Below are 25212 nucleotides of genomic sequence, written 5' to 3' on the forward strand. Positions count from 1 at the left end.
TCAGATGGGAAGCTTGCGGAAGATGGGACGCGGGACGTGTCGCAACACCATCATCACATAACGGAATGCTGCTGGTGCCCAAACCAATTCCTTACCTTTGGCGGCCGCGGTCACCGCGAGGTTGGCGACGTACTCCTTGTCGACGGTCAGCGGCGCTTCCTTGACGTGCGCGCTCATCCGGGTCCGCACCTGGCCGGGCCGGATCACCAGGACACGAACCCCGTACTCGCGCAACGCTTCTCCGAGACCTAAGTAGAACCCGTCCAACCCGGCCTTGGTAGAGCCGTAGACGAAGTTGGACCGCCGCACCCGCTCGCCGGCGGCCGAGCTCATCGCGATGATCTGGCCGAAGCCCTGGGCGCGCATCTTCTCGCCCAGCAGGACGCCCACCGATACCGCTGCGGTGTAGTTGATTTCGGCGGCCAACACCGCTTTGTGCTGGTTCTGCCACAGCTCCTCGGCGTCGCCGAGGATGCCGAACGCGACGATGGCGACGTCGACGTCACCGTTGGCGAAGGCCGCCTCGATCATCTTCGGGTGGGTGTCGGGCTCGGTGGCTTCGAAATCGATCAGCTCGACCGCGCGCGCGCCGGCGGCCCGCATCTGCGTCACCGCGGCGTCGCGGCCAGGGTCGCTGGGCATGGCGGCCAATACAATCCGCGGATGCGCGTTCTGCAGGTAGCGTTCGCAGATCGCCAGGCCGATCTCGGAGGTGCCGCCGAGCAGCAGGATGGTCTGCGGATTACCTACGGCATCGAGCACCATTTAGAGCAGCTCCAAACGTCGGGCCATGTCGGAGGCGAAGACCCCCGTCGGATCTACCTTGCGTCGCACGGCGATCCATTCGTCGATGCGCGGGTACATGGCGTGGAAGGTTTCGGCGCTGACCCGGGAATCCTTGGCGGTGTAGACCCGGCCGCCGAATTCCAGCACGCGCCTGTCGAGTTCGTTGAGGAACTCGTTGATCCCCGGTTTGTTGGGGAAGTCCATGGCGACGTTCCAGCCGGCCATCGGGAAACTCAGCGGGGCTCGGTTGCCCGGCCCGAATAGTTTGAACACGTTCAGCGCCGAGTAGTGGCCGCTGGTCTGGATCCAGCGGATGATGGCCTTGAATTCGTCCATCGCGTCCGGCGGGACCAGGAACTGGTGTTGGGCGAAACCCCTTGGGCCATAAGCGTTATTCCAGCCGCTGACCAGGTCGAGCATGTGGTAGAACTGCGACAGGTTCTGGATCTTGCCGCTGTAGGTCCCGCCCAGCCGGTAGTACACCTCGCCGATCGCCATGAACGACAGCTTGTTCATCGCGCTGACCGGGAACACATCCGGCACCGTCAACAGCTGCGGCGCATCGAATTTCAGCGGGTTCTTGGCCAGCTTCTTCGGCAGCTGATCGAGCGTGGCCAGGCTGCCCCGGCTGACCGCGGCCCGGCCCAGCTTCGGCGGCGGGCTGATCAGGTCGAACCAGGCGCTGGAGTAAGTGTAGTTGGCCTCGCTGCCGTCGAGGTGAACGGCGACGGTTTCGTCGAGGTCCCTGGTGGCGACGCCGTCGGCGATGAAGTAGGCCGTCTCCGTGGGCGTCATGGCGATGGTGGCGCGCAGCACGATCCCGGTCAGGCCGTTGCCGCCGACGGTGGCCCAGAACAGCTCGGCATCGTCCCCGTCCGGGGTAATGGTGCGGACGGTGCCGTCGGCCATCAAGAGGTCCATCGACCGGACGTGGTTGCCGAAGCTGCCCGCGCTGTGGTGGTTCTTGCCGTGGATGTCGCAGGCGATCGCGCCGCCGACGGTGACCTGGCGCGTTCCCGGCAGCACCGGAACCCACAGCCCGAACGGCAGCGCCGCCTTCATCAACTGGTCCAGGCTGACGCCACCGTCGACGTCGACCAGCCTGGTGTCGGCGCTGATCGAGTGGATGCGGTTGAGCCCGGTCATGTCGATCACCAGGCCGCCGCCGTTTTGGGCGTTGTCACCGTAGGACCGGCCCAGCCCGCGGGCGATCACGCCGCGACTCTTGGGACCGCCCGAGTCGGCCACCCGGGCCACCGCCGTGGCGATCACCTCGGGATCACGGGTAGAGAGCACCTGAGCCACCGACGGCGCGGTGCGCCCGAAGCCCATCAGCTGGGCGGGCTTGGTCGGGGGATTGGTGCTCGACATCGTCAAAGAGGGTACCGCCTGGCCTGCTGACGATGCGGGACGCGGGCGTCCCGCTGAGGAGGCGGGCAATTCCAGCCTGGCCTGCTCAGCGGATGCGGAAGATTACGGCCCGCTGCACGACGAAGTTGATCACCGTCGCGGTGCCCTGCGCTATCACGAACGCGACGAGGGGCGCCCAGCCGCGGTAGTGCAGAAACGCCAGGCACAGGTGGTTGAGCCCGACCTGCACGGCGAACGTGATGGCGTAGAGGACCATGACCGCGACGAACCGGGCGGTGCTGGGGGTCGCCTGGAAGGTCCAGCGGCGGTTGATCAGGTACGCCGTGATGGTGCCGACGATGAAGCTGGTGGCCTTGGACAGGTCGACCTGGACACCCACCACCTTCCACAGCAGCAGGTAGAGCCCGAAGTCGACGATCCCGGCCAGGCCGCCGGTGACGACGAACCGGAGGACCTGCGTCGTCAGCCTCAGGTCCGGCCGCGCCGGGGAGTCTTCAGCCGCTGACTCGGGTAGTGGGGCAACCATCGAGGGGAGTCTAACGGGCAGGTGCGGCACTCCCCGGCAATCGCTAGCGGGGCAGCTTGACCGAGATCAACTCGACCTGGTTCTCGCCCTGCGGCGTCGAGTAGGTCACCGTGTCGCCGGGTTTGTGCCCGGCCAGGGCCTGGGCCAGGGGGCTGCGCGCCGTCAACGTCTCGGCCTCCCCGCCGACGGGTGTCTCCTCGACGATGGAGATCACGTGCATCGTGACGACTTCGCCGTCGGCGAACCGCAGTGTCACCTCGGTGCCGCCGGGCAGCGTCTCCGAGGCGTCGGCGTATGACGGTCCGTCCCGGAAGCGCCGGTCCAACTCGGTGATCCGGTCGGTGAGCACCACCAGCTCCTCGGCGCGCTGGATCGCCTCGGCCGCATCCCCGTGGTCGCCCACCATGCCGCGGTCGTTCTTGACCTCTGCCTCGAGCCGATCACGCCGCTGGCGTAGCCGGTCCAGCTCCGCTTCGAGGTTGTTTCGCGCGGCGTCCGCTGCTGATGGGACGTTTTTGCTCACTTCGGTGGACCTTTCGACCGGTTGCTCAGGTGGCGATCCAGTGTGACACCACGAGGAGGCCGCCGCCACCATCTGAAAAGGCGGCGGATCTACCGCATTCTCGTGCCGCCCGAGCCTCGGAAAAACACCGGCCGTGGGATAACCTCCGGGCTGCACCCAGTAGGGCACCCCGGCCCGGTATCAGCGCCTCGCGAACGCGGCCGGCGGGATGTATCCGGATGTCCACCGAACCGCTCACGAGGCGGCGGTTTCGATGTGGAGGGGCAGAAGCGGCGGGAAAATCGTTTGCAAGCAGCAGGCGCGGGTATACCCACGCGGTCCATAATGCATGTGGCGCAGGTCACACCACCGTGACGGGGAGGGATAACCGGTGGATTTCGGTCTGGTGCCACCGGAAATCAATTCTGGTCGCATGTATGCAGGTCCGGGACCCGGGCCGCTGCTGGGCGCGGCTGCGGCCTGGGACGTTCTGGCCGCCGAGTTGCACTCCACGGCAGCCTCCTACTCTTCTGCGATTTCGGGGCTGACCGCCGCGTGGCAGGGTCCGTCATCGGCCACGATGGCGACGGCGGCCGCGCCGTACATCGGGTGGCTGAGCACTACCGCTGCCCAGGCCGAGCAGACCGCCAACCAGGCCAGGGCGGCAGTCGCCGCATACGAAACCGCTTTTGCGGCAACGGTTCCCCCGCCCGTCATCGCGGCGAACCGCAGCCTGCTGATGTCGCTGATCGCGACCAACGTGTTCGGGCAGAACACGCCGGCCATCGCAGCGACCGAGGCGCAGTACTCCGAAATGTGGGCCCAGGACGCCGCCGCGATGTACGGCTATGCCGGTGCATCGGCGAGCGCCGCGCAGTTGGCTCCGTTCAGGCCGTCGCCGCGTACCACCGACCCATCCGGCACCCAGGCGCAGGCCGTTGCCGTCGCGCAAGCCGCCGGGTTAGCCAACGCCGCACAGGCGCAGACCTCCCCACCGATGGCTTCGGCGGTGCCCCAGACGCTGCAAAGCCTTGCGACGCCGGCAGCTGCCCCTGCGGCGGCTGATCCGCCCTCGATTTCATCGCTGGATGACCTCTTGGCTTTTGGGTTCGGGCCCTTCAATCCGATGCACATATATTCGCCTTTCGGCTCCATGTACGACCTCGGAGTCCAGTCCTTCCTCGCTCCCTTCAACAACTACAACATGCAAGTGGCGTACGCAGGCGCCCTCGCCCGGGCGGCATCCCCTATCGCCGAGGCTGTCCCCGCAATCAATGTGGCCCCCACGGGCGGAGCGGTATCGGCGGGCCTGGGTCACGCCGGGTTGGTCGGAGGGTTGTCGGTGCCGCAGGGCTGGGCCAGCGCCGCACCGGCGATGAGGCCGCTCGCCCTGGTACTGCCGCAGACCGGCCTCGATGCCCTGCCCGCGACGGCCGCGACTGAAGGCCAGGGAAGCTTGTTCAGCAATATGGCCCTGTCGGGTTTGGCGGGAAAAGCCACAGCCGGCACCGGGGGGACCGTTGCCCGCCAGATAGGCGGGGGCGCCATTTCGGGCGGGTCCGCCACCACCGCAACCATCATCGTGATCCCCGAAGACTGACCGCCGTTGCGGCGTGCGCCGCCCATCCGTCCACACCTACCAGCCAAAGGAGATGCAGATGTCATTCGCAGCCACTCCGGGCACCACCGAGAAGTCGTGTGCGGCGACCGGGTCCGCCGACGCGGTAGCAGCAGGCTGAAGATCATGGCAATGGATTTCGGGGTGTTGCCGCCGGAGATCAATTCCGGTCGTATGTATGCCGGTCCCGGGTCGGGTCCGATGCTGGCCGCCGCGGCGGCCTGGGACGGGCTGGCCGCCCAGCTGCGCGCGACGGCGGCGTCCTATTCGTCGGTGATCTCGGGGTTGACTGCCGGCTGGCTGGGTCCGTCATCGACGGCGATGGCGGCCGCGGCCGCACCGTACGCGGCGTGGATGAGCACCACCGCGGCGCAAGCCGAGCAGACCGCGGCCCAGGCCCGGGCGGCCGCCGCAGCCTACGAGACGGCGCTTGCGGGCACCGTGGCACCGCCGGTGATCGCGGCCAACCGCGCCGAGCTGGCACAGCTGGTCGCGACCAACGTTGTCGGGCAGAACACTCCGGCGATCGCCGCCGTCGAGGCGCAGTACGCGGACATGTGGGCCCAGGACGCCGCCACGATGTACGGCTATGCCGGCGAGTCCGCGAGCGCCGCACAGATGACGCCGTTCACCCCGGCGCCGCGGACCACCAACCCCGACGGACCGGCCGCCCAATCCGCCACGGCCGGCCAAACCGCCGGCACCAGCGCGCAGTCGATGTTGTCGCAGCTGACGTCACAGCCGCTGGCGGCGCCCTCGTCGCCGCAAGCCTTCGCGGCGCCCGCCGCGCCCGATCCGCCCACGACGGCGAGTTCACTGGCCAGCCTGAATACGACCCCGCTGGGGACGGCCCTGAGGCTGTATGAGTTTGTGAGCCCGGCGAGCCTGCCGGGCAGGAACGCATTGGTAACCAGCACCTTGGGTTTCGGGCTGCTGGCGCGGGGATTCAACACCGGCGAGGTCCCCGTTCCGATCGTGCCCGGGGTGCTGTATCCGCCGGTGGCGGGTCCGGTTGCGGCGGCGTCGGCGGTGGCCGCGGACGTGGGAAGCGCGGGCGTGGTTGGAGCGTTATCGGTGCCACTGAGCTGGGCTGCGGCCACCCCGGCGATCAGACTGGCCGCGACGGTGTTGCAGGGCGCCGGGCAGGCAGCCGTACCGATGGTTGCGGCGGAAAGTGGCAACTTGTTCAGCCAGATGGCGCTGGCGGGTCTGGCTGGTGGCGTTGCCGGCGGAGCCGCTGCCCGCGCTTCGGTGAAAACCCCTGCAAGAGAAGAGGGTTCCAGATCAGCCGACAGTGAAGACAGCGCGGGCGGCGGTAAGGAGAGCAAGACGTCGGAGAAACTTACGCGTGTCCTCGCGGAGATATCGGCAGACCCGGAGTCGGTGCAGCACTGGCATACCGATAAGACGCACCTCGACGGCCTTCTTGCGCAGCTGTCGACGAAACCGGGAGTCCACGCCGTTCACGTGTCTTCTCGCCAGCACCCGAATCCCACGCCGCCCCGGCCGCGGTGGGGCTGAGCCTTACAGGTGCGCCGCGGGATTTCGTCTGTCAAAACCGGCCGTGGGGTGGTGATCGCGCGGCGGCTCGACGGGCCCTAAAGCCGGCTACACCCAGTAGGGCACCCGGGCGCGGTACTGGCGCATCGCGAAGGCGGCCAGCAGCCAGCCGATGGCCGTCAGCACCAGCACCACGGCCCAGTGCCGCAGTTCCTGATGTGACCCGAGCAGCGGGGCGCGAACGATATCCAGGTAGTGCAGCAGCGGATTGAGTTCGACGATGTTCGACCATCGCCCGGCGCCCTGCTGACGCAGCGTGTCGTCGTTCCAGATGATCGGGGTCATGAAGAACAGCAACTGCACGATCGAAAAGAGCAGCGGGCCGATGTCGCGGTAGCGGGTCGCCAGGATGCCGAAACACAGTGACACCCAGATGCAATTGAGCACGATCAGCGCCAGCGCCGGGATCACCGAAAGATCCGCCCACGACCAGGATTTGGGGAAGATCATCGCGATGACGACATAGATGACGATGTTGTGCGCGAACAAGATCATCTGCCGCCACACCAGCCGGTAGACGTGCACGCTCAGCGGCGTCGGGAGCTGCTTGATCAGTCCCTCGTTGGCGACGAAGACGTCGGCGCCCTCCAGGATGGCGGCGTTGATCAGGTTCCAGATGATCAGTCCCAGCGTCACATACGGCAGATGCACCGAGAGCTCGAGATGGAACAGCTTGGAGTACAACCCGCCCATCGCGACGGCGGTGGTTCCGGTCGCGATGGTGATCCAGAACGGCCCCAGCACCGAGCGGCGGTAGCGTTGCTTGATGTCCTGCCAGCCCAGGTGCAGCCACAGTTCGTGCCGGCGGAAGCCGTCGACGAGATCGCCCCGGGCGCGGGTGAACGTCCGCGACTGTGCCGCCGCATCCAGGAAGGTCATCGGGATCCTCCAGCATCGTGCTTGCCGAACCGCTCGCGACGGCCCAAGCGCCGCAACCGGATCCATTCCAGCAGGCCGCGCGGGTCGCGACGGGTCACCAGGAAGAACCAGCCGAACCGCACCCACTCCTGCACCAGCAGCTTGCGCAGGCCGGGCTGTGACAGCAGGTAGCCGCGGTTGCGGTAGGTGTAGAACCGCTTGGTGTCGTTGTCGGGGTACTGGGTGTGCATCCGGCCGCCCAGAATGGGGCGGAATTCGTCGGATCCGCAAGGGTGCAAGTAGATCGTGTCCAGGCAGGTCCCGAACGGCAGACCGGATCGCACCAACCGTCGGTGCATCTCCACCTCGTCGCCGCGGATGAACAGCCGCAGATCCGGGACGCCGATCGCGTCCAGGGTGGCGGCCCGGAACAACGCGCCGTTGAACAGCGACGCGATCCCGGGCAGCAGGTCTTGGCCCGCCTCGGTACGCAATTCGCTTGCGCGCCTGCGCCATACCAGGCCGCGCCGCAGCGGGAAGGCCAGCCGTTCGGGGTCGTCGGAGTTGCAGACCATCGGCGATACCTCGGCCAGGCCGTGCTTTTCGGCGCAGCCCAGCAGGGTGGCCAGAACGTTCGAGTCCTGCGGGCGTCCGTCGTCGTCGGCCAGCCATACCCAGTCGGCGCCCTGCGCCAGGGCATGCAGCATACCCAGCGCGAAACCTCCTGCGCCGCCGAGGTTTCGGCGGGATCCCAGGTATGTGGTCGGAATCGGTTGGCCGGCAACCAGATCGCGGACCCGGCCGGAGCCCGGGCCTTCACCGGAAGCATCGTTGTCCACCACGATGAGGTGATCGGGCAGCCGGGTCTGGGTGGTCAGCACATCGAGCGACTTGGCCAGCTCGTCGGGGCGCCGGTGGGTGACGACGACGGCGACGACGGTTTCACTCATCCCCGGATGCTCTTTGGGCCAGGGGTGTCTCGACCCGACTCACTTGCTCGTTCTCCTCGAGCACCTCGCGGACGTGCCGGGCCGCGTCCTCCCCTTCGTAGGCACGCACCACGTCTTCGATGCCGCCGGACATGCGGATGGCGCCGTGATCGATCCACATCGCCGTCTTGCACAACCGCGCCAGGAATTCGTTGGAATGGCTGGCGAACACCAGGATTCCGGAGCGCTCCACCAGACTCTGCAACCGCGACTGCGCTTTCTTCAGGAAGTCGGCGTCCACCGCGCCGATGCCCTCGTCGAGCAGCAGGATCTCGGGGTCGATGCTGGTGACCACGCCCATCGCCAGCCGGACCCGCATGCCGGTGGAGTAGGTGCGCAGCGGCATCGACAGGTAGTCGCCCAGCTCGGTGAACTCGGCGATCTCATCGACCTTGGACAGCATCTGCTTTCGCGTCTGACCCAGGAACAGGCCGCGAATGATGATGTTCTCGTAGCCGGAGATCTCGGGGTCCATGCCGACGCCGAGGTCGAAGACCGGCGCGACCCGGCCGGTGACCGTGGCCCAGCCCCGGGTGGGTTCGTAGATGCCCGAAAGTAGGCGCAGCAGAGTCGATTTGCCCGCACCGTTGTGGCCCACCAGACCGACCCGGTCACCCAACTCGAGCGACATGGTGATGTCACGTAACGCTTCGACCACCACCACGTTGGAGCTGTTACGGCCGATCGTGCCGCCGGCCTTGCCCAAGAAGGCCTTCTTCAACGAGCGCGACTTGGCGTCGAAAATGGGAAATTCCACCCACGCGTCGTGCGTCTCGATGTGCGGACCGGACACCATCAACTACTCAAGTGCGCTTACAGGTACTGACCGTGCCCGGCCGCGCCGCCCGGCTTACCCATGCCGGGGGGAAGCGCGCCTTGGCGCATCTTTTCCAGCTGCGCCCGGGCGGCCATCTGCTGGGCGAACAGCGCGGTCTGAATGCCGTGGAACAGCCCCTCCAGCCAGCCGACCAGCTGTGCCTGAGCGATGCGTAATTCGGCGTCCGACGGCGCCGCGTCCCCGTTGAAGGGCAGGGTGAGGCGGTCCAGTTCCTCACGCAGTTCCGGTGCCAGGCCCTCTTCCAGTTCCCGGATGCTGGTCGCGTGAATCTCTCGCAGCCGGTTGCGGCTGGCCTCGTCCAGAGGTGCGGCCCGCACCTCTTCGAGCAATTGCTTGATCATGGTCCCGATGCGCATCACCTTGGCAGGCTGCTCGACCAGGTCGGTCAGGGAACGCTCGTCGTCGTCGTCGGCCATCGCCATCATCTGCGGGTCGACGCCGCCGATGATTTCGACGCCGTCGTCATCGTTGCGGGTACTCAACTCTTCACCATCCTTTGTTGACTATGACTGTGGCGTTGCGCCGTTTCCGCGCCATTCGTAAATCCGGGCACCGCCGTTGTCGTAGATCAACGCCCACGACTTTGACTTATCCAGTGACACTAGTCCTTCGGGAACGGCGAACCCCCGGACAGTCGGCGTGCTGGTATAGATGTACCGGATATTGAGCGCCTTAATCGCCTCGAGCACCCGCGGATCGGAATCGCCTTTGCGGGCCGAGGTCCAGAAGATATACCGGTTGGGGCCGGGGCCCATCTGCTGCGGGTAGTCATAGTGGGTCCACAGCGGGTGCAGGTCGGCAACGGCGTACATCCAGGCTGTGCCGTCGGTGTTGGCGTTGCCGATCACCGTGGTGTGCGCACCGGGCAGCGTCGCCAGGTATGCCATCGCCATCAGGTCGCGCTGATCGATGATGACGGAGTCGTACTTGTCACCCAGCAGGACCAGGTGTCGATAAAAGTAGTGGCGGGCGGTCAATACCGTCGCCGCCACCAGTAATAACGCTGTGGCCCCCGCCCAGACGGGTGCGGGGAGCCGTCTTCGCCGCTCGGTCACCCGCTTGATGGCGGCGACGACCGCCGTCACCACCACGAAGAGGGCCAGCCCCGCCATCGGCATCAACAGCAGCGTGATCGCGGCCGAGATCCGGCGAGGGTCCTTATAGAAGAATTCGCCGAACGCGCCGGCTATCGCGCCGACCGGGCCGCCGAGCGGTGTTCCCGCGTCGACGTCGACGACCACCAGCAGCAGCCAGACCGCCAGCGGCCACCAAATCCTCTTGTAGGCGAACATGGCGCCGCCGAGGATCGCCAGCGCCATGAGCCCGTACTGGTAGGGGAAGTCGTTGAGATGGCGCGAGTGCTGGAAGACGGCGTCGAAGAGCCCTCGTTTCTTGCTGAGGTGGGTGAGGAAAGAATGCCCGGCGATGATGTCTTCCTGCTGACGCACACTGATGAACTGCGGCAACAGGATCGCCGCGGTGCCCACCGCCACACCCGCGAGAGTCACGCCGTCGGCGACCCGGCCGCGCACCGGATGCCACAGCACATCCAGCAACCACCAGGCCACCAGAAAGAGTACGACGATGAAGCCGCCGGTCAGATGGACCGACATCACCCCCACGAAGGCCAGCACCGCCAATGGGATGCGGTCGCGGTGCCGCAGCGTCGAGGCGATCAAGACGAACGTCGGCACCACCACCCCGTAGGCCGCCAGGTTCGGCATCGCGGCGACGCCGAACTCGACGTAGGGCAGCGCCGTGAACGACACCGACAGGGCGGCGGTGGTGGCCGCCACCCCTGCGGTACGCCACTGATCCCAGGCGGGGCGCAGCAGCTGCCAGGCCAGCATCGCCGCGCTGCTGGGAAACAGCCAGACCGAGGCCGCGACCGAGCTCAACGTGTAACCGGTGGTGGGCGCCGCCCCGGTGAGCTGACAGAACACCGCTGTCAGGGCGTGGAACACCGACGGGTAGTACAGCGTCTGGTGGGTCTCGACGTTGCGCAGCTCGCCCATGTGGGTGGACGACGCCTGACCGGTGTCCAGGATGAACCGCACCTCGTTGGCGTGCCACACCGCGTCCCAGGTGCTCGGGATGGTCTGCCACCGGGTGGCCAGGCCGCGATAGGCCGCCCACATGATCAGCAGGGCGCCCAGCAGCACCCCGGCGGCGACCAGCACCGCCGGCCAGCGGCCGATGCCGCGGGCCTCGGCGTCGGTGTCGCGGTAGCGCCCCAGCAGCAGCTGCAGAACCGTCATCACCAGGCACACCACCACAAGCGTTGCGAGCGCCGTCCAACCGTTCCACGGGATTCCGACCGCACCGAACGGGATGATGGCTAGCGCGACCGTGCCGTAGGTCAGCGCCGGGCCGACCGCGACAGCGACCGGCCAAGACAGCTGACTGATACGTGCGATGATCGCCCCGGGCGCTATCAGCAAAAACAATGCAATGAGCGTTCCGCACCAGAGCCCCACTCGACTAGTATGGCTGGCCGGGTGCCCTGGCTCGGGAGGCCACCGACTGGCCGGAACGTCTGTGGCACCCGCTACCGTCACAGTTTCGCAGAAAAGCGGAAGCTCTAAGGTGGCCCACATGGCATATGACGTCGCCCGGGTGCGCGGACTGCACCCCTCGCTGGGTGACGGGTGGGTGCACTTCGACGCCCCCGCCGGGATGCTGATCCCCGATTCCGTCGCCACCACGGTCTCGACGGCCTTTCGCAGGTCCGGTCCCAGCACCGTGGGCGCGCACCCGTCGTCGCAGCGCAGTGCCGCCGTTCTGGAGGCGGCGCGCGCCGCGGTCGCCGATCTGTTCAACGTCGAACCCGCGGGTGTGGTGCTGGGCGCCGACCGGGCGATCCTGCTGTCGGCGCTCGCCGAGGCGTCGTCGTCGCGGGCCGGACTGGGCTACGAGGTCATCGTCAGCCGCCTGGACGACGAAGCCAACATCGCCCCGTGGCTGCGCGCGGCGCACCGGTACGGCGCCAAGGTCAAGTGGGCCGAGATCGACATCGAGACCGGTGAGCTCCCGACGTGGCAGTGGGAGGGCCTGATCGGCAAGTCGACCAGGCTGGCCGCCGTCGCCTCGGCCTCCGCGACACTGGGGACGGTCACCGACCTGCGTGCGATGACCAAGCTGATGCACGACGTCGGCGGCTTGGTGGTGGTCGACCATTCCGCCGCGGCGCCCTACCGGCTGCTCGACGCCAAGGAAACCGACGCCGACGTGGTGGCGGTGAACGCCGCGGCGTGGGGCGGTCCGCCGATCGGGGCGATCGTGTTCCGCGATCCGGCGCTGCTCAACACGTTCAGTTCCATCTCGCCGGACCCCAAGGCGGTCGGGCCCGCGCGCCTCGAGGTCGGCGCCCACCAGTTCGGTCTGCTGGCCGGGGTGGTGGCCAGCATCGAGTATCTGGCGTCGCTCGACGAGTCCGCCCGCGGCAGCCGGCGCGAGCGTCTGGCTGTGTCGATGCAGTCCGCCACGACGTATCTGAACCGGATCTACGACTACCTGATGGCGTCGTTGCGTTCGCTGCCGCTGGTGATGGTGATCGGCCGGCCGGAGGTGCGGATTCCGGTGGTCAGCTTCGCGTTGAACGGCGTCCCCGCCGAACGGGTCGTGCAGCGCCTGGCGGACAACGGGATCCTGGCCGTCACCAACGAAAGCTCCCGCGCGCTGGATGTGCTGGGCGTCAACGACGTTGGCGGTGCGGTCACCGTCGGCCTGGCGCATTATTCGACGACGGCCGAGGTCGACCAATTGGTGCGCGCGTTGGCGTCGCTGGGCTGAGGTCCCCAAACCCTTATCGCTTGTGCGCGCAGGGCGGGAATCCGGCCGATCGATGGCCGGGCCCCGGGCTAGACGGTCAGCACGACCTTTCCGTGCACCTCGCCCGCCGCCAGCTTGTGGTGGGCCTCGCCGGCCTGCTCGATGGGTATCCGCTCGCCGATGATCGGCCGCACCCGGCCGTCGGCGATCATCGGCCATACCTTGGCCGTCACGGCCTGCACGATCTCGCTCTTGCTGTTCGGTCCGCTGACCGGACGGCCCCGCAGCGTGGTGCCGATGACCCGTGCCCGCTTGGCCAGCAGCTTGCCGATGTTGAGCTCGCCCTTGACGCCGCCCTGCATGCCGATGATGACGAGCTGCCCGTCGCTGGCCAGGGCGTCGATGTTGCGGTCCAGGTAGGAGGCACCCATGATGTCGAAGACCACGTCGGCGCCGCCGTACTCCTGCAGCCGCGCGACGAAGTCGTCGTCGTGGTAGTTGATGGTGATCTCCGCCCCCAGGTCGCGGCAGGTCTGCAGCTTTTCCTCCGACCCGGCGGTGACCGCAACCCGGGCGCCCAGCGCGCGGGCGATCTGGATCGCATGGGTGCCGATGCCGCTGGCCCCACCGTGCATCAGCAGCAGCTGCCCTTCGCAGAGGTGCGCGGTCAGCACCAGGTTCGACCACACGGTGCAGGCCACCTCCGGCAACCCGGCCGCGTCGATCAGATCGACGCCGTCCGGAATCGGCAGCAGTTGGCCGGTGGGAACGGCGACGTACTCGGCGTATCCACCCCCGGCGAGCAGCGCGCAAACCTCCTGTCCGACAGACCATTCGGTGACACCGGAGCCGGTATCGGCGATGACGCCGGACACTTCCATGCCGATGATCTCGCTGGTTCCCGGCGGCGGGGGGTATTTGCCGGCGGCCTGCAGCAGGTCGGCGCGGTTCACGCCGGCGGCGGCGACCTTGACCAGTACCTCGCCCGGCCCGGCGGATACGTCCGGCACCTCCTGCCAGGACAGTTGCTCGGAGGATTCGGCGACGATGGCGCGCATGGTCGCCACGCTACCGAGTCCGGCTACCCTAAGCAGCGGTGGCGTGGCAGAGCGGCCTAATGCACTCGCCTTGAAAGCGAGAGACGGCTAACACCGTCCGGGGGTTCAAATCCCTCCGCCACCGCTCGTGTCAACCCTCAGGCGGGTGCGGCGGCGGGTAGCGCAGCAGCGCGCCGATCCCGTCGGCCGGTGCGATCCGCTCGTCGGTGCGCACCAGCGCTGCGTCGATCGAAACCGCGAACATGGGTAGGGCCTCGTCGGCCCGTAGCGTCTTCTCGGGAGCGGCGCCCTGCTCCGACAGCACGTTCTCGTTGGGCGCAACCGTCGTCAAGGCTTCGTCCGCGACCACGGTCGCGTCACCGATTTCGCCGATGATCAACGTGTCGACCGCGCCCAGGCGCAGCGCCCAGCACACCGCGTCCAGACCCTCGGCGGCCAGCCCGGATTGCCGGCCCAGCTCGGCGGTGAACCGCTCGGCTGCATCGTCGATCACACTCAGATGCCGGCGTAGGCACGCGGCTTCGATGGCGCGCTGCACTTCCTCGGCGTCATATCCGCTGTGGCGCGCTCCGACATGCAGCTGTTCGACGTGCTGGCTGATCCGCTCCGGCAGCGCGGCGAGCAAGTCGGAACGTGAGCGCACCTCACCCACCACGAAGATCAGCTCGATGTTCGCCTCGTCGGCGAGTTCGGTGGCGCGGTCGGCGACGGCGCGGATGTTCTTGCGGGCGGCTTCGTCGCTGCGCTGTTGCGGATCACCGTAGCCCGCGGACTCGGCCGCGGCGGCGTGGTGGACGGGGTAACCGCCGCCGTCGACGGTCTCCTTGTGCAGCGTGGAGCCGACCTTGCGGGTGATGTCCGCCCCGGTGTGGTCGACTTCCACCAGCAGATAGTCGGGGTGGTGAAAGCCGTATTCGACGATCGGCATGATGTACGGCAGGTCGGAGAAGCGGACGACTGCCTGCGCCGGTGGCCGCAAAAGGTGTTCATTGAGCAGTACACCTTCGGCGCCGGCCACCACAGCCCGCCCGCTGCGCCCGATCGGTGGATGCACGTCCAGCACGGCGCGCTCGATGTCCTCAGTGACAGCCTGGGGGGCGCCCCGACTTTCGAGGTCCTCCTTCAGTGCGCGCCACTTCAGTTCGAGCTGAGCGTCGGCGTCGTGGGTGTTGTGCGAGTCATCGAAGGAGACCGACGCGAATGGCCCTGATGCGTCGAGCAGCTTGCGGAAGCGGCCAGAGTCCATGCCTTTTCGGGTGCCCCGCCCGTCGGGACCCAAACCCTAGTAGCTGCGATCGCCTTCGCTGCTGTCGAAGAAGTGCCATTCGCCGTTTTCCTCGACTTCCATGCGCCAGCCCAGTTCGCTGCCCTCGACCGCCTCGTCTGCGAACCATGCGTGCGCCTTGTCGGCGCTTTCGATGTCCTTGGTCGCGACGACATCGCCCTTCGGATTGAGCACTCGGTAGGTAGCCATGCTGGCAGTGTTCCCACCGAAGCGGGGTGTCAACCGGCGGGGAACTCGGTGGCGATCTTGTCCATGAGGGCGGTGTAGCGCTTGGCCTCCGGATCGCGCCCGGGCTTGCCGCTGCTCACCACGCCCGCGGCCAGTCCGCGCGCCGGGTCTGCCCAGATCGCGATGTTGACCAGGCCGAGATTGCCGAACGCGTGCGGCGCGTTACGCCCGAACGGCCCCCACCGGTCGGTGCCGAGGATGTACCCGGTGCCCCAGCGGGCCGGCTGCAGGCCGACCGCGAAATCCGGTCGCAGCCTTCGGCATTCGGTTACCGCACCGTACATCGTCTCCGGGCTGATGACCCGCACGCCGTCGAGTTCGCCTCCGCGGCGCCATATCTCGGCGAACCGCGACATCTCCTGCGCGGTCGACACCGTGTTGGACGACGGAATGATGGTGGTCAGGAACATCGGCGAATTCGTGTACGGGATCATCTCGTGCACGGTTCCGCCGATCGCCTTGCGGAAGATCTGGGCCACCACCGGCGGCAGCGTTCGACCGGTGGCATGGCTGGGCGCCACCAGCGGGACGTCCTGCTTCGCGACGCCGAAGTTGGTCCAGCGGAAGTCGAGTGGGTCGAGGATCTCGGCGGCCAGGATCTCGCGAATCTCCTTGCCGGTGGCCGCGTAGACGATCTCGCGCACCAGCGGACCCCAGGTCAGCGCGTGGTACATGTGGAACAGCCCGGGACGGTAGAGGGGCCGCAGCTCGCCCAGCTTCTGCTGCGCGTATTCGTGGTCGTCGGCGCGGGTGACGTCGGGCCTGGGGCCGGTGGGGAACGGCAGCCCCGCGCTGTGTGTCATCACGTGCCGGATGGTGATCCGGTGCTTACCGTGACTGGTGAACGTGGGTATGTAGTCGCAGACCCGGTCGTCGAGCGAGAAGACGCCGCGCTCGACGAGCATGTGCACCACCGTGGCCGCGATCCCCTTGGCCGCCGAGTACACGCAGAACGGTGTGTCGGGCGTGACGGGGATCTTCTCCGCGTCGGGCGGATCGCTCGGGGCGTTGCCCCAGCCATGGCCGATCGCACGGTTGAGCACGATGCGGCCGTGCCGACGGATGCAAAGCTGGATGGCGGGGTGGAAGCCGGCGCGGTACCAGTGCCGGGCGGCCTGCCAGATCCGGTCGACGGCGGCGCTGTCGACTTCGGAATGGTCTTCGGCGCCGATCGCCGTCACGGCGTCCAGGTCGGCTGGGAGGCGGATCTTGCCGTCTGGTGTCGTCACCCCAGCGAGGGTACGTGGCGTGCGATCATTCGCCGGTGAACCGTGGCGGGCGCTTCTCGAACGTCGCCGAGATGCCCTCGGTCAAGTCCTTGGACGGCAGGAAGGCCGCGTTCCAGGCCGCGACGTAGCGCAGGCTCTCCGAGACCGCCGCACTGCGCTGTTGGTCGAGGACGTCCTTGACACCGTGCACGGTCAGCGGGGGATTGGCGGCGATCTCCGCGGCGGTGGCGTGCGCGGCGGCCAGCGTCGCCTCGGGGTCGTCGTACACGTCGTTGACCAGACCGATCTTCTCCGCGCGGGCCGCGTCGATGTCCTTGCCCGTCAGCGCCAGCTCACGCAGGTGTCCGTCGTTCAGGATCATCGGCAGGCGGGCCAGACTGCCGACGTCGGCGACGATGGCGAGCTTGACCTCACGCACCGAGAACTTGGCGTCGGCGCTGGCGTAGCGGATGTCCACGGCAGAGATCAGGTCGACGCCGCCGCCGATGCACCAGCCGTGCACCGCGGCGATGGTGGGGGTCCGGCAGTCGGCGACCGCACTGATCGCGGCTTGCATGCGCTTGACCTCGCGGTGGAACACCGCCCGCGGGCCGGCCAGCGCGTCGCCGGACAGCAGCGGGGTGAACGAACCGCCCATCGCCGGCACGTCCAGGCCGTAGCTGAAGTTTTTGCCCGAGCCGGTCAGGACGATTGCGCGCACCTCCGGGTCGGCGTCCAGCGCCGCGAACAGCTCCGGCATCTCCGACCAGAACGCCGGCCCCATCGCATTGCCCTTGCCCGGTCCGATCAGCGTCACCTGTGCGACGTGGTCTTTGGTCTCGACGGTGACGGATTCGTATGCTTGCGCCATATCGAGACCGTAGCGTGGCGAATATGGCTCCTGACTTGCGACCCGGACCGCATTCCCCGCCCACCGACGAGCTGCACAGCGCCGAAGACACCCTGGGAGTGCTGCAGCGGGTGCTGCACCCCATCGCGGCCGACGACCTGTCGCGGCGGACCCCGTGTACGGAATTCGACGTGTCGGAGCTGACGGGGCATCTGCTCACCGCGATCTCGGGTGTCGGCGGCATGGTCGGCGCAAAGATTCCGGAACGCGAGGAAGGCGACTCGGTGGAGCGCCAGGTGATCGCCGCGGCGCGGCCGGCGCTGGACGCCTGGCATCGCCACGGTCTGGACGGTTCGGTGCCGTTCGGCAAGGGGGAGATGCCCGCGAACAGGGCGTGCGGCATCCTGTCGATCGAATTCCTGGTTCACGCCTGGGATTACGCCGTCGCGGTGGGACACGACATCAACGCGCCCGAGCCGCTGTCCGAATACGTGCTGGGGCTGGCGCGCAAGATCATTACGCCGGAGTCACGCGGTCAAGCCGGATTCGCCGACCCGGTCGACGTCCCAGCCGACGCCGGCGCGCTCGAGCAGTTGGTCGCGTTCACCGGCCGCGACCCGGCGAGTGTGAAGCCACGGCGTTGAGTGTGCAGCCACGGCGTGTTCGTACGGGGCGACTTCAAGCGGTCGTTGCAACAGGTGGATTTTTTGACAGTAGTTCGTTGAGTGCTTCGGCTGGTGTTTTCCAGTCCAATGTTTGGCGGGGTCGGCCGTTGAGTTCGGCGGCGACGTTGTCGAGGATGCCCGGGCCGTGCAGGGACAGGTCGGTGCCTTTGGGGAAGTACTGGCGCAGCAGGCCGTTAGTGTTTTCGTTGCTGCCGCGTTGCCAGGGAGAGTGCGGGTCGCAGAAGTAGATGTCGGTGGCTTTGGCGATGGCGATGTGGTTGGCCATTTCGCTGCCCTGATCCCAGGTCAACGAGCGGCGCAGGTGCTCGGGCAGTTCCGTCATCTTTTCGACTATGGCGTTCTGCACGGCCAGGGCGCCGTGGTTGTCGGGCAGATACAGCAGCATCACAAACCGGGTGGAACGTTCCACGAGAGTGCCGATCGCCGAGCCGGATTCGGTGCTGCCCAGGATCAAGTCGCCTTCCCAGTGCCCGGGCACGGCGCGGTCGGCGACCTCGGGTGGGCGCTGGCTGATGTTGACCATGCCTGGGATGCGGCCACGGCGAGTGCCGGGCTGATGCTGGGGGCGGCGCAGTGCGCGTTTGGTGCGCAGGCACTGGTGTAACTCGCGGCGCAGCGCACCCCGCCCCTGTACGTAGATCGCCTGATAGATCGCCTCGTGTGACACCCACATCTCCGGATCGTCGGGAAAGTCACACCGCAACCGCCGCGCGATCTGCTGCGGGCTGTGGCGCAACCGCAATCGAGTCTGCACCTCCCGGCGCAACCGGACATCTGTACCGAGCTTGCCGGGTTTGGGCCGACGCGCCCGCTGCCCGGCCAACCGCTCAGCGGCCAGCGCGTCGTAGTGCACCGTGGCCGTGGTGCCGCTTTGGCGGGCCCCGAAGCGCTGCTTGCGCCGATACCCCGACTTGCGACCGTCATAGCGGTTGCGCACGGTACGGTCCAGCTCCCGCTTGATCGTCGACGCCGCCCGACCCAACCGCCGGCCGATCGAACGCAACGACTCGTTGCGGCCCACGCCGACCTGGATCTCCACTCGCTCACGCTGGGTTAGCCGTGGCCTGGGCCCCGCAGTGACTCGTTTGCTCAATCGTGGCTTCACACCTCCACGTTGAGCGACCCAACAACGCCCGGCGTGCTCCGACACGCCCACGACCGCAGCGGCTTCAGCAACACTGACACCAGCGCGAACCTGATCCCAAAACGCAGAAACCGTCGACGGCGGATACAAACGAGATCCCACAACACTCCTCACACAGACGATGTGTTGCATCGATCCCGGGAAACCGCCCGCCGTGTCGCCACCGCGGACGCACACCCGACGCCGTGAGCTCACACTCGAGCGCCCAGACCTACTCGCGTTCCAGGTAGAAGTAGTAATACTTGCCGTTATCCCGGACGCCCTTGCCGTTCATGATGCCCATCACGGCGTCGTCGTCGATCTTCTTGAAGTGATCGTGTACCGGTTGGCCGTCGTAAACCATGGTGGCGGTGACCTCTCCGCGAAAGTCCTCCAGCCAGAGGCTGGCCTCACCCTTGCCCATCTCCACGTTGGAGAACTTGTTGCCGTCGGCGTCCAAGCAGACCAGGGGCTGCACGTCACGGACCGACTTGAAGGTCTTGCCGTACCACCCGGCTTTTTCCAGTTGACCGTTCATCTTGTGGCCGGTCTGGAATTCGCCGCCCTTCCACTCGCCGAGCATGTCCTCGATCGTCGCCGGCTGAAGCTCCGCCCAGAAGTCGTCGAGCTCGGAATCCGCGATAGCGCCGCTGCGCTCTTTGAACTCGGTGAACTTCTTTCGCGCGACGTCCACGAGCGACTCCTTACGATTCGGTGCGGGCAATCCAATCGCGGGCAAAACGCAGGAACGCGTCATTTTCCTCCGGCGCACCGATGGTGACACGGACGCCTTCAGCCGCGAACGGCCGCACGACCAGGCGCGCCTCGGCGGCCTGCTCGGTGAAGTCCATGGTGCGCTCGCCCAGCGGTAGCCAGACGAAGTTGGCCTGTGACGGGGGCAGCTCGAAACCCGCCTCGCGTAGCGCGGTGCTGACGCGGGTGCGCTCGGCCACCAGCGTGTCGGTGCGCGCCATCAGCTCGTGCGAGGCCTCCAGCGACGCGATGGCTGCCGCCTGCGCGACGTTCGTCACCGCGAACGGCATGACGACCTTGTCCAGCGCGGTGATCAGGTCGGGATGGCCTACCGCGTAACCGACGCGCAGCCCCGCCAGCCCGTAGGCCTTCGAAAAGGTGCGCAGTACAACGACATTGCCACGGCTCAGGGCCAGTTCCAGGCTGTTGGGCAGCATGCCGTCGCGGATGTATTCGACATAGGCCTCGTCGATGGCGATCAGAACGTGCTGCGGTACGGCCTCGACGAAGCGCGTCAGTGCGTCCGGATCGACGACGGTGGACGTCGGATTGTTCGGGTTGCACACGAAAATGAGCCGGGTGCGGTCGGTGATCGCGGCGAGCATCGCGTCGAGGTCGTGGGTGTGGTCGGTCAGCGGCACCTTGACGGTGGTTGCGCCGGACACCTGGATGATGGGCAGGTAGCACTCGAAGCTGCGCCAGCCGATCATCACCTCGTCACCGGCCGCGGCGGTGATCTGAACCAGCTGCTGGCACAAGGTGACCGAACCGCTACCGACCGCGATCTGCTCGGGCGCGACATCGCAACCCAGGTGCATGGCCAGCGCGGCCTTCAGGTCCACGCTGGCGTTGTCCGGATAGCGGTTGACGACGGCAACCGCACGCTCGATGGCCGCGTGCACGCTGGGCAGCGGGCCGTGCACGGTTTCGTTGCTGGCCAGTTTGATGGAGCCCGGCACGTTCTTGCCGGGGACATACACTGGCAGTCCGGCCAGTTCGTTGCGCAGGCGGGCGGTCACTTCGACAGTTTATGTCGCGACTGTGTACAGTATGGCCGGTTCCGCGAGACCGGAAAGGGGTCGGTACCCTCAGAAAGTCCAAGGGAGGCGTGCCAGAGCGGCCGAATGGGGCTCACTGCTAATGAGTTGTCCCCCTCAAAGGGGACCGGAGGTTCAAATCCTCTCGCCTCCGCTAGATCCTTTAGCGGCAACACGGAATGACAACTGAAGAACAGGCGCCCGTAGCTCAACGGATAGAGCATCTGACTACGGATCAGAAGGTTAGGGGTTCGAATCCCTTCGGGCGCGCTTTGTGATTTGTATGACGTCGGGTGATGCTTGATGGGAGCCAACGGCCAGATCGGCGAGGAACTCACCCGCTATCTCCACGACAACATCACCGACGACATCCGGTGCCGCCTCCTGAAGTCGAGCAATCACAAAAGTACTGGGCTGCGGTCCGGGCGCAGCAGTGGCAGCTCCTGATCGACAGTCGGAGACGGGCGCGCTCACTAGCGGGGTTTGGCAAGCCGAAATGATTCGAATCGTTAAGACCCAGTTTCTTGTGGGCGCGGATTTTCGCCGATATTTTCCGCCCATGACAATCAGCATTGAGCAAATCGGTGGTGGCGCAGGCGGCGGTTTCCTGGGTGGCGGCGCCGGCGGCGGCTTCGTTGGTGGTGGCGCCGGTGGCGGCTTCTTGGGCGGTGGCGGGGCCGGCGGCTAAACCCCGGACTCACGCACCCGGTCCGGCGCAATGATCGGGCCGGGTGCCTCATTCGGCTCGGCGCCGGCTCGCAGGTCGAGCTGCATCCACGCGACGTCGTGCCAGCTGTCGTGCTTCCACTCGACGCGCCGGTATAGACCGGCATCGGCGAATCCGAACGACCGGTGGAAGGCGTTGCTGGCCTCATTGGGCTGGGTGATGCCGGCGAACGCCTGCCGATAGCCGCGCTCGGCGAGCCTGCGCAGCAGCTCGGTGTAGAGGGCGCGGCCCCCGCCGGTGCGGCGGTGGCTCACGTCGAGGTAGATCCCGACCTCGGTGGACCAGCGGTAGGTGGCAAGGCGATTGAAGGCGTGCCCGTGGGCGAAGCCGACCACCCGGTGATCGCGTTCCAGGACAAGCCATTCGTGGCTCACTTGGGCAGCGGCGATGCGCGCCGTCATCTCGTTTTCGGTCGGGGCTTCCAACTCCCAGCTGACCACCGTGTGCTCGACGTAGGGGCGGTAAATGGCGAGGCACGCAACGGCATCCGCCGCCGATGCCGGGCGGACCAGGCCGTCGCTCGAACGCACGTCGCCGCGCTAGGGACGCGGCTGGAACGGCCCCCGGCGGGGCGGTTCGGTCACCGTCTGCGTGACGGTGCTGGTTTCGGTGCTCGGTGAGACCGTGGTGGGCGGCTCAGTCGTCGTGCCGGTGTCGGTGCTCGGCGGCGGCGCCGTCTCGGTCACCGTCTCCGTCGGCGCCCCACCGCCGCCACCCTTGTGGTGCCGCGGCGCCCGCTCCGTCGTGGTCACCGGCGCCGTGGTGGACGGGACGGGCGTCGTCGTCGTTGCGGGGCTCGGCGCCGGCGAGCCGCTGGTGAGCTTGACCACCGCGAACACCACGGCACCCAGCAGGATCACCCCGATGGCGCCGGCCGCCACCAGCGCCGCCGGGCGCCGGTACCACGGCGTCGGGGGCTCCGGCGGTTGCGGCTCGGGCTCGTAATTCCCGCCGTACCGCGCGGCCGCGGTGGGCTCGGAGTAGAAATCCGGTTCCTCAGGATAAGGCGGCACGAGAGGGATGTTAGTCGGTCAGCCCTCGCTGGAGATGAGGCCCAGCGCCCGCTCGAACAGATGGACCGTGGCCGCGTGCAATTGGTCGCCGACCTCCTTCTCCGCCTTTCCCGCGCAGGCCCGGGCCAACGTTCCCTCGATCACGATCCCGAGCTTGAAGCAGGCCAGCACGGTGTACCAGGTGATGTGCGACAGGTCGCGGGCGGTGTTGGCGGCGTAGCGCTCCAAGAGCTCGTCGGTGCTGGCCAGTCCGGCCTGCCCGCCCAGGGCGTGGCTGAACACGCTGGAACCGTCGGGCTGACGCCAGGTGGCCAGCAGCCAGCCCAGATCCAGCAGCGGGTCACCGATCGTGCACATCTCCCAGTCGACGATCGCGACCACGTCGGGTCCGGTGCGGGAAAACATCACGTTGGCGGCGTGGTAGTCGCCGTGCATGATGCCCGGCGTCCAGTTGGCCGGCCGGTGCCGTTCCAGCCAGGACGACACCTCCTCGATGCCCGGGATATCGGGCCCGGGGTAGCCGTCGTACTCGTTGTAGGACTCCAACTCCGAGAGCCAGCGCGGCACCTGGCGTTCCAGGAAGCCCTCCGGCTTGCCGAAATCGGCGAGACCCACCGCGACGTGGTCGACGGCACCCAGCTTGGCCAGCGCGTCGGCCATCGACAAGCCCATGCCGTGGCGCACCGTGGCATCGCCGGCGTGCAGCGGCGGCAGGCCTCCGCCCGCATTGAAGCCGTCGACCGGGTCCATCAGGTAGAAGACGGCGTCGCCCAGCACGCCCGGGTCCTCGCAGGCGGCGACCAGGTGTGGGTGGGGTACGTCTGTACCGGCCAGTGCCGCAAGGACTTTCGTCTCGCGCAAGATCACGGTGTTGCTGCGTGGCCGCAAGTGCCGTGGCCCGCGCCGCAGCACGTAGGGCCGGCCGGCCCTGGTAAACCGCAGCATGACGTTCTGGGTTCCGCCGGTGACGCCGGAAACGTCCTGTAGCGGCCCATCGCCGAGTCCCTGCCCGGACATCCACTCCGCAACGGCTTCCAGATTCACGTGGTCCACTTCTCGGCCCTTCGGGTGCGGCGTGTGTCGGACGGTTTGCGCTCGGATCATGCCACCGTGGAACACGGAAGTGCCAGCAGCGTCGTCAACCCGGTCGGCGGACGGATCGGCGGCCCACTCCAAAAGCTGAATTTGCAAGTCCCAGTTGGCATCCGGTAGATCGGCGAGCAATTCGCCAAGAATCGGATGGCGTCCGTGCCGCGGGCGACGCCGGCCGGGCTGAGCGGCACGGCATCCTCGGCGTAGGCGACGGGGTGGGCGTCATGGCACTCCCTTGCAACCTGTGGACCGTCTGAGAAAAAGGCTGGGGCAGCGGCGACGGGCGGCACCCGGCGGCGGCGACTGGAAGAATAGTGTGCATAACTTACTTTCTGGGGAAGGGAACTGGCGATGCCGCGGACTGACAACGATTCCTGGGAAATCACGCAAAGCGTCGGCGCCACGGCGCTGGGTGTCGCCGCAGCTCGCGCGGCGGAAACCGAGAGCGAGAACCCGCTGATCAACGATCCGTTCGCACGCGTGTTCGTCGACGCGGCGGGCGAGGGAATGTGGAGCATCTATGCGGACCCGGCGCTGTTGGCCAAGGCCGGCGAGATCGAGCCGGATCTGCGTAACCGCCTTCAGCTGATGGTCGACTTCATGGCCACCCGGACAGCGTTCTTCGACGAGTTCTTCCTCGGCGCCGCGGACGCCGGCGTTCGGCAGGTAGTGATCCTGGCGGCCGGCCTGGACGCACGCAGCTGGCGGCTGCCGTGGCCCGACGGCACCGTCGTCTATGAACTCGACCAGCCCAAGGTGCTGGAATTCAAATCCAACACGTTGCGTGAGCACGGCGCCGAGCCCAGGGCGCAACTGGTGAACGTTCCGATCGATCTGCGCCAGGATTGGCCGAAAGCTTTGCAGGAGGCCGGATTTGACGCCTCCAAGCCGGCGGTCTGGTCGGCCGAGGGCTTGGTCCGCTACCTGCCTGCGCAGGCCCAGGACCTGCTGTTCGAGCGGATCGACTCGCTGAGCGTCGAGGGCAGTTGGCTGGCGTCCAACGTTCCCGACTCGGGTTTCACCGACCCCGACCGCGTGCAGCGCCAGCGCGACGACATGCGACGGATGCGGGCCGCGGCCGCGGAACTGGTCAACACCGAGGTCACCGACTTCGACGACCTCTGGTACCCCGAGGAGCGGACGCCCGTAGACGGCTGGCTGCGTGACCGCGGCTGGGACGTCACGACGGCGTCGTTCGCGGAGTTGATGGCGCGGTACGGCCGCAGCATTCCGCAGGGTGCTGAGGACTCGATGCCGCCCACCCTCTACGTGTCTGCGCGGCGCACAGCGCGCTGATCGCCCCGGCGCGGCCGGCCCCGAACTGCCGTTCTTG

26 protein-coding genes and 3 tRNA genes are annotated in these 25212 nt (G+C 67.3%); 9 read left to right on the plus strand and 20 right to left on the minus strand.

What is annotated here, in order from left to right:
- The 4 genes from ACIUM1_RS16015 to ACIUM1_RS16030 all read right to left on the minus strand — a co-directional run bounded on the left by ACIUM1_RS16015 (nucleotide 1) and on the right by ACIUM1_RS16030 (nucleotide 3206).
- On the minus strand, nucleotides 1–765 hold the full coding sequence (locus ACIUM1_RS16015; RefSeq protein ID WP_406813638.1) for a decaprenylphospho-beta-D-erythro-pentofuranosid-2-ulose 2-reductase: 765 nt from the start codon (nucleotides 763–765) through the stop codon (nucleotides 1–3).
- A complete protein-coding gene (locus tag ACIUM1_RS16020; protein WP_406813639.1) occupies nucleotides 766–2157 on the minus strand; it encodes an FAD-binding protein in 1392 nt (463 codons plus the stop codon).
- A gap of 85 nt (nucleotides 2158–2242) precedes the next feature.
- Nucleotides 2243–2683 carry a GtrA family protein gene (locus ACIUM1_RS16025; protein ID WP_406813640.1) on the minus strand — a complete coding sequence of 147 codons (441 nt, stop codon included), beginning with the start codon at nucleotides 2681–2683 and terminating at the stop codon, nucleotides 2243–2245.
- Nucleotides 2684–2726: 43 nt separating this feature from the next.
- The gene (locus ACIUM1_RS16030; protein ID WP_406813641.1) at nucleotides 2727–3206 is read right to left on the minus strand and encodes a GreA/GreB family elongation factor; all 480 of its coding nucleotides are present in this window, start codon (nucleotides 3204–3206) and stop codon (nucleotides 2727–2729) included.
- 370 nt (nucleotides 3207–3576) lie between these two features.
- Here ACIUM1_RS16030 and ACIUM1_RS16035 point away from each other — a divergent pair, with 370 nt between their 5' ends.
- Both ACIUM1_RS16035 and ACIUM1_RS16040 read left to right on the plus strand, forming a co-directional pair.
- Nucleotides 3577–4785, plus strand: a complete 1209-nt coding sequence (locus ACIUM1_RS16035) for a PPE family protein (protein WP_406813642.1) — start codon at nucleotides 3577–3579, stop codon at nucleotides 4783–4785.
- A 150-nt stretch (nucleotides 4786–4935) separates the two neighbouring features.
- The gene (locus ACIUM1_RS16040; RefSeq protein ID WP_406817702.1) at nucleotides 4936–6324 is read left to right on the plus strand and encodes a PPE family protein; all 1389 of its coding nucleotides are present in this window, start codon (nucleotides 4936–4938) and stop codon (nucleotides 6322–6324) included.
- Nucleotides 6325–6411: 87 nt separating this feature from the next.
- Here ACIUM1_RS16040 and ACIUM1_RS16045 read toward each other — a convergent pair whose 3' ends face one another.
- From ACIUM1_RS16045 to ACIUM1_RS16065, 5 genes are all read right to left on the minus strand, one after another.
- Entirely contained in the window at nucleotides 6412–7242 is an 831-nt protein-coding gene (locus ACIUM1_RS16045) for an ABC transporter permease (RefSeq protein ID WP_406813643.1), read from the minus strand.
- Complete coding sequence (locus ACIUM1_RS16050) at nucleotides 7239–8171, minus strand: glycosyltransferase (protein WP_406813644.1); 933 nt, start codon at nucleotides 8169–8171, stop codon at nucleotides 7239–7241. The genes ACIUM1_RS16045 and ACIUM1_RS16050 overlap by 4 nt, the downstream gene beginning before the upstream one ends.
- Complete coding sequence (locus ACIUM1_RS16055; RefSeq protein ID WP_406813645.1) at nucleotides 8164–9006, minus strand: ABC transporter ATP-binding protein; 843 nt, start codon at nucleotides 9004–9006, stop codon at nucleotides 8164–8166. The genes ACIUM1_RS16050 and ACIUM1_RS16055 overlap by 8 nt, the downstream gene beginning before the upstream one ends.
- A 17-nt stretch (nucleotides 9007–9023) precedes the next feature.
- Nucleotides 9024–9473, minus strand: coding sequence for a bacterial proteasome activator family protein (locus ACIUM1_RS16060; RefSeq protein ID WP_406817703.1), 450 nt, complete (start codon nucleotides 9471–9473; stop codon nucleotides 9024–9026).
- Between the two features lie 78 nt (nucleotides 9474–9551).
- On the minus strand, nucleotides 9552–11525 hold the full coding sequence (locus tag ACIUM1_RS16065; protein WP_406813646.1) for a DUF6541 family protein: 1974 nt from the start codon (nucleotides 11523–11525) through the stop codon (nucleotides 9552–9554).
- Between the two features lie 118 nt (nucleotides 11526–11643).
- Between ACIUM1_RS16065 and ACIUM1_RS16070 the strand changes: the two genes are divergently transcribed.
- Nucleotides 11644–12840 carry a cysteine desulfurase-like protein gene (locus ACIUM1_RS16070; RefSeq protein ID WP_406813647.1) on the plus strand — a complete coding sequence of 399 codons (1197 nt, stop codon included), beginning with the start codon at nucleotides 11644–11646 and terminating at the stop codon, nucleotides 12838–12840.
- Between the two features lie 68 nt (nucleotides 12841–12908).
- On the opposite strand, the gene ACIUM1_RS16075 is transcribed toward ACIUM1_RS16070, so the two are convergent.
- Nucleotides 12909–13877, minus strand: coding sequence for an NAD(P)H-quinone oxidoreductase (locus ACIUM1_RS16075; protein ID WP_406813648.1), 969 nt, complete (start codon nucleotides 13875–13877; stop codon nucleotides 12909–12911).
- Between the two features lie 37 nt (nucleotides 13878–13914).
- Between ACIUM1_RS16075 and ACIUM1_RS16080 the strand changes: the two genes are divergently transcribed.
- Nucleotides 13915–14001: transfer RNA gene (locus ACIUM1_RS16080), tRNA-Ser, on the plus strand.
- Nucleotides 14002–14007: 6 nt separating this feature from the next.
- Here ACIUM1_RS16080 and ACIUM1_RS16085 read toward each other — a convergent pair.
- The 4 genes from ACIUM1_RS16085 to ACIUM1_RS16100 are packed head-to-tail and all read right to left on the minus strand — an operon-like array spanning nucleotide 14008 to nucleotide 17469.
- Nucleotides 14008–15123, minus strand: coding sequence for a hypothetical protein (locus tag ACIUM1_RS16085; RefSeq protein WP_406813649.1), 1116 nt, complete (start codon nucleotides 15121–15123; stop codon nucleotides 14008–14010).
- Between the two features lie 36 nt (nucleotides 15124–15159).
- Nucleotides 15160–15351, minus strand: coding sequence for a hypothetical protein (locus tag ACIUM1_RS16090; RefSeq protein ID WP_406813650.1), 192 nt, complete (start codon nucleotides 15349–15351; stop codon nucleotides 15160–15162).
- 29 nt (nucleotides 15352–15380) lie between these two features.
- On the minus strand, nucleotides 15381–16619 hold the full coding sequence (gene lipE, locus ACIUM1_RS16095; RefSeq protein ID WP_406813651.1) for a lipase LipE: 1239 nt from the start codon (nucleotides 16617–16619) through the stop codon (nucleotides 15381–15383).
- Between the two features lie 25 nt (nucleotides 16620–16644).
- A complete protein-coding gene (locus ACIUM1_RS16100) occupies nucleotides 16645–17469 on the minus strand; it encodes a crotonase/enoyl-CoA hydratase family protein (RefSeq protein ID WP_406813652.1) in 825 nt (274 codons plus the stop codon).
- A 23-nt stretch (nucleotides 17470–17492) separates the two neighbouring features.
- Here ACIUM1_RS16100 and ACIUM1_RS16105 point away from each other — a divergent pair, with 23 nt between their 5' ends.
- Nucleotides 17493–18092, plus strand: coding sequence for a TIGR03086 family metal-binding protein (locus tag ACIUM1_RS16105; RefSeq protein ID WP_406813653.1), 600 nt, complete (start codon nucleotides 17493–17495; stop codon nucleotides 18090–18092).
- A gap of 34 nt (nucleotides 18093–18126) precedes the next feature.
- Here ACIUM1_RS16105 and ACIUM1_RS16110 read toward each other — a convergent pair whose 3' ends face one another.
- The 3 genes from ACIUM1_RS16110 to hisC all read right to left on the minus strand — a co-directional run bounded on the left by ACIUM1_RS16110 (nucleotide 18127) and on the right by hisC (nucleotide 21029).
- Nucleotides 18127–19173, minus strand: coding sequence for an IS30 family transposase (locus ACIUM1_RS16110; RefSeq protein ID WP_406813654.1), 1047 nt, complete (start codon nucleotides 19171–19173; stop codon nucleotides 18127–18129).
- Between the two features lie 316 nt (nucleotides 19174–19489).
- Entirely contained in the window at nucleotides 19490–19951 is a 462-nt protein-coding gene (locus tag ACIUM1_RS16115) for a DUF4334 domain-containing protein (protein WP_406813655.1), read from the minus strand.
- Between the two features lie 10 nt (nucleotides 19952–19961).
- Nucleotides 19962–21029, minus strand: a complete 1068-nt coding sequence (gene hisC, locus ACIUM1_RS16120; protein WP_406813656.1) for a histidinol-phosphate transaminase — start codon at nucleotides 21027–21029, stop codon at nucleotides 19962–19964.
- A gap of 83 nt (nucleotides 21030–21112) precedes the next feature.
- Between hisC and ACIUM1_RS16125 the strand changes: the two genes are divergently transcribed.
- The 3 genes from ACIUM1_RS16125 to ACIUM1_RS16135 all read left to right on the plus strand — a co-directional run bounded on the left by ACIUM1_RS16125 (nucleotide 21113) and on the right by ACIUM1_RS16135 (nucleotide 21735).
- A tRNA-Ser gene (locus ACIUM1_RS16125) sits at nucleotides 21113–21201 on the plus strand.
- 43 nt (nucleotides 21202–21244) lie between these two features.
- Nucleotides 21245–21317: transfer RNA gene (locus ACIUM1_RS16130), tRNA-Arg, on the plus strand.
- Nucleotides 21318–21606: 289 nt separating this feature from the next.
- Nucleotides 21607–21735 (plus strand): hypothetical protein, encoded by a 129-nt coding sequence (locus ACIUM1_RS16135; RefSeq protein WP_267880497.1) that lies wholly within the window; start codon nucleotides 21607–21609, stop codon nucleotides 21733–21735.
- Here ACIUM1_RS16135 and ACIUM1_RS16140 read toward each other — a convergent pair.
- Genes ACIUM1_RS16140 through ACIUM1_RS16150 form a run of 3 tightly spaced genes read right to left on the minus strand, consistent with a single transcriptional unit; the run spans nucleotide 21732 to nucleotide 23804 of the window.
- The gene (locus ACIUM1_RS16140; protein WP_406813657.1) at nucleotides 21732–22304 is read right to left on the minus strand and encodes an N-acetyltransferase family protein; all 573 of its coding nucleotides are present in this window, start codon (nucleotides 22302–22304) and stop codon (nucleotides 21732–21734) included. The genes ACIUM1_RS16135 and ACIUM1_RS16140 overlap by 4 nt on opposite strands.
- A gap of 9 nt (nucleotides 22305–22313) precedes the next feature.
- On the minus strand, nucleotides 22314–22787 hold the full coding sequence (locus tag ACIUM1_RS16145) for a hypothetical protein (RefSeq protein ID WP_406813658.1): 474 nt from the start codon (nucleotides 22785–22787) through the stop codon (nucleotides 22314–22316).
- Between the two features lie 18 nt (nucleotides 22788–22805).
- The gene (locus ACIUM1_RS16150) at nucleotides 22806–23804 is read right to left on the minus strand and encodes a phosphotransferase family protein (RefSeq protein ID WP_406817704.1); all 999 of its coding nucleotides are present in this window, start codon (nucleotides 23802–23804) and stop codon (nucleotides 22806–22808) included.
- A gap of 426 nt (nucleotides 23805–24230) precedes the next feature.
- On the opposite strand from ACIUM1_RS16150, the gene ACIUM1_RS16155 reads away from it, so the two are divergent.
- Nucleotides 24231–25175, plus strand: a complete 945-nt coding sequence (locus ACIUM1_RS16155; protein WP_406813659.1) for a class I SAM-dependent methyltransferase — start codon at nucleotides 24231–24233, stop codon at nucleotides 25173–25175.
- Nucleotides 25176–25212 lie beyond the last annotated feature (37 nt).

Origin of the sequence: Mycobacterium sp. M23085 (assembly GCF_045343915.1) — a bacterium.
Lineage (GTDB): Bacteria > Actinomycetota > Actinomycetes > Mycobacteriales > Mycobacteriaceae > Mycobacterium.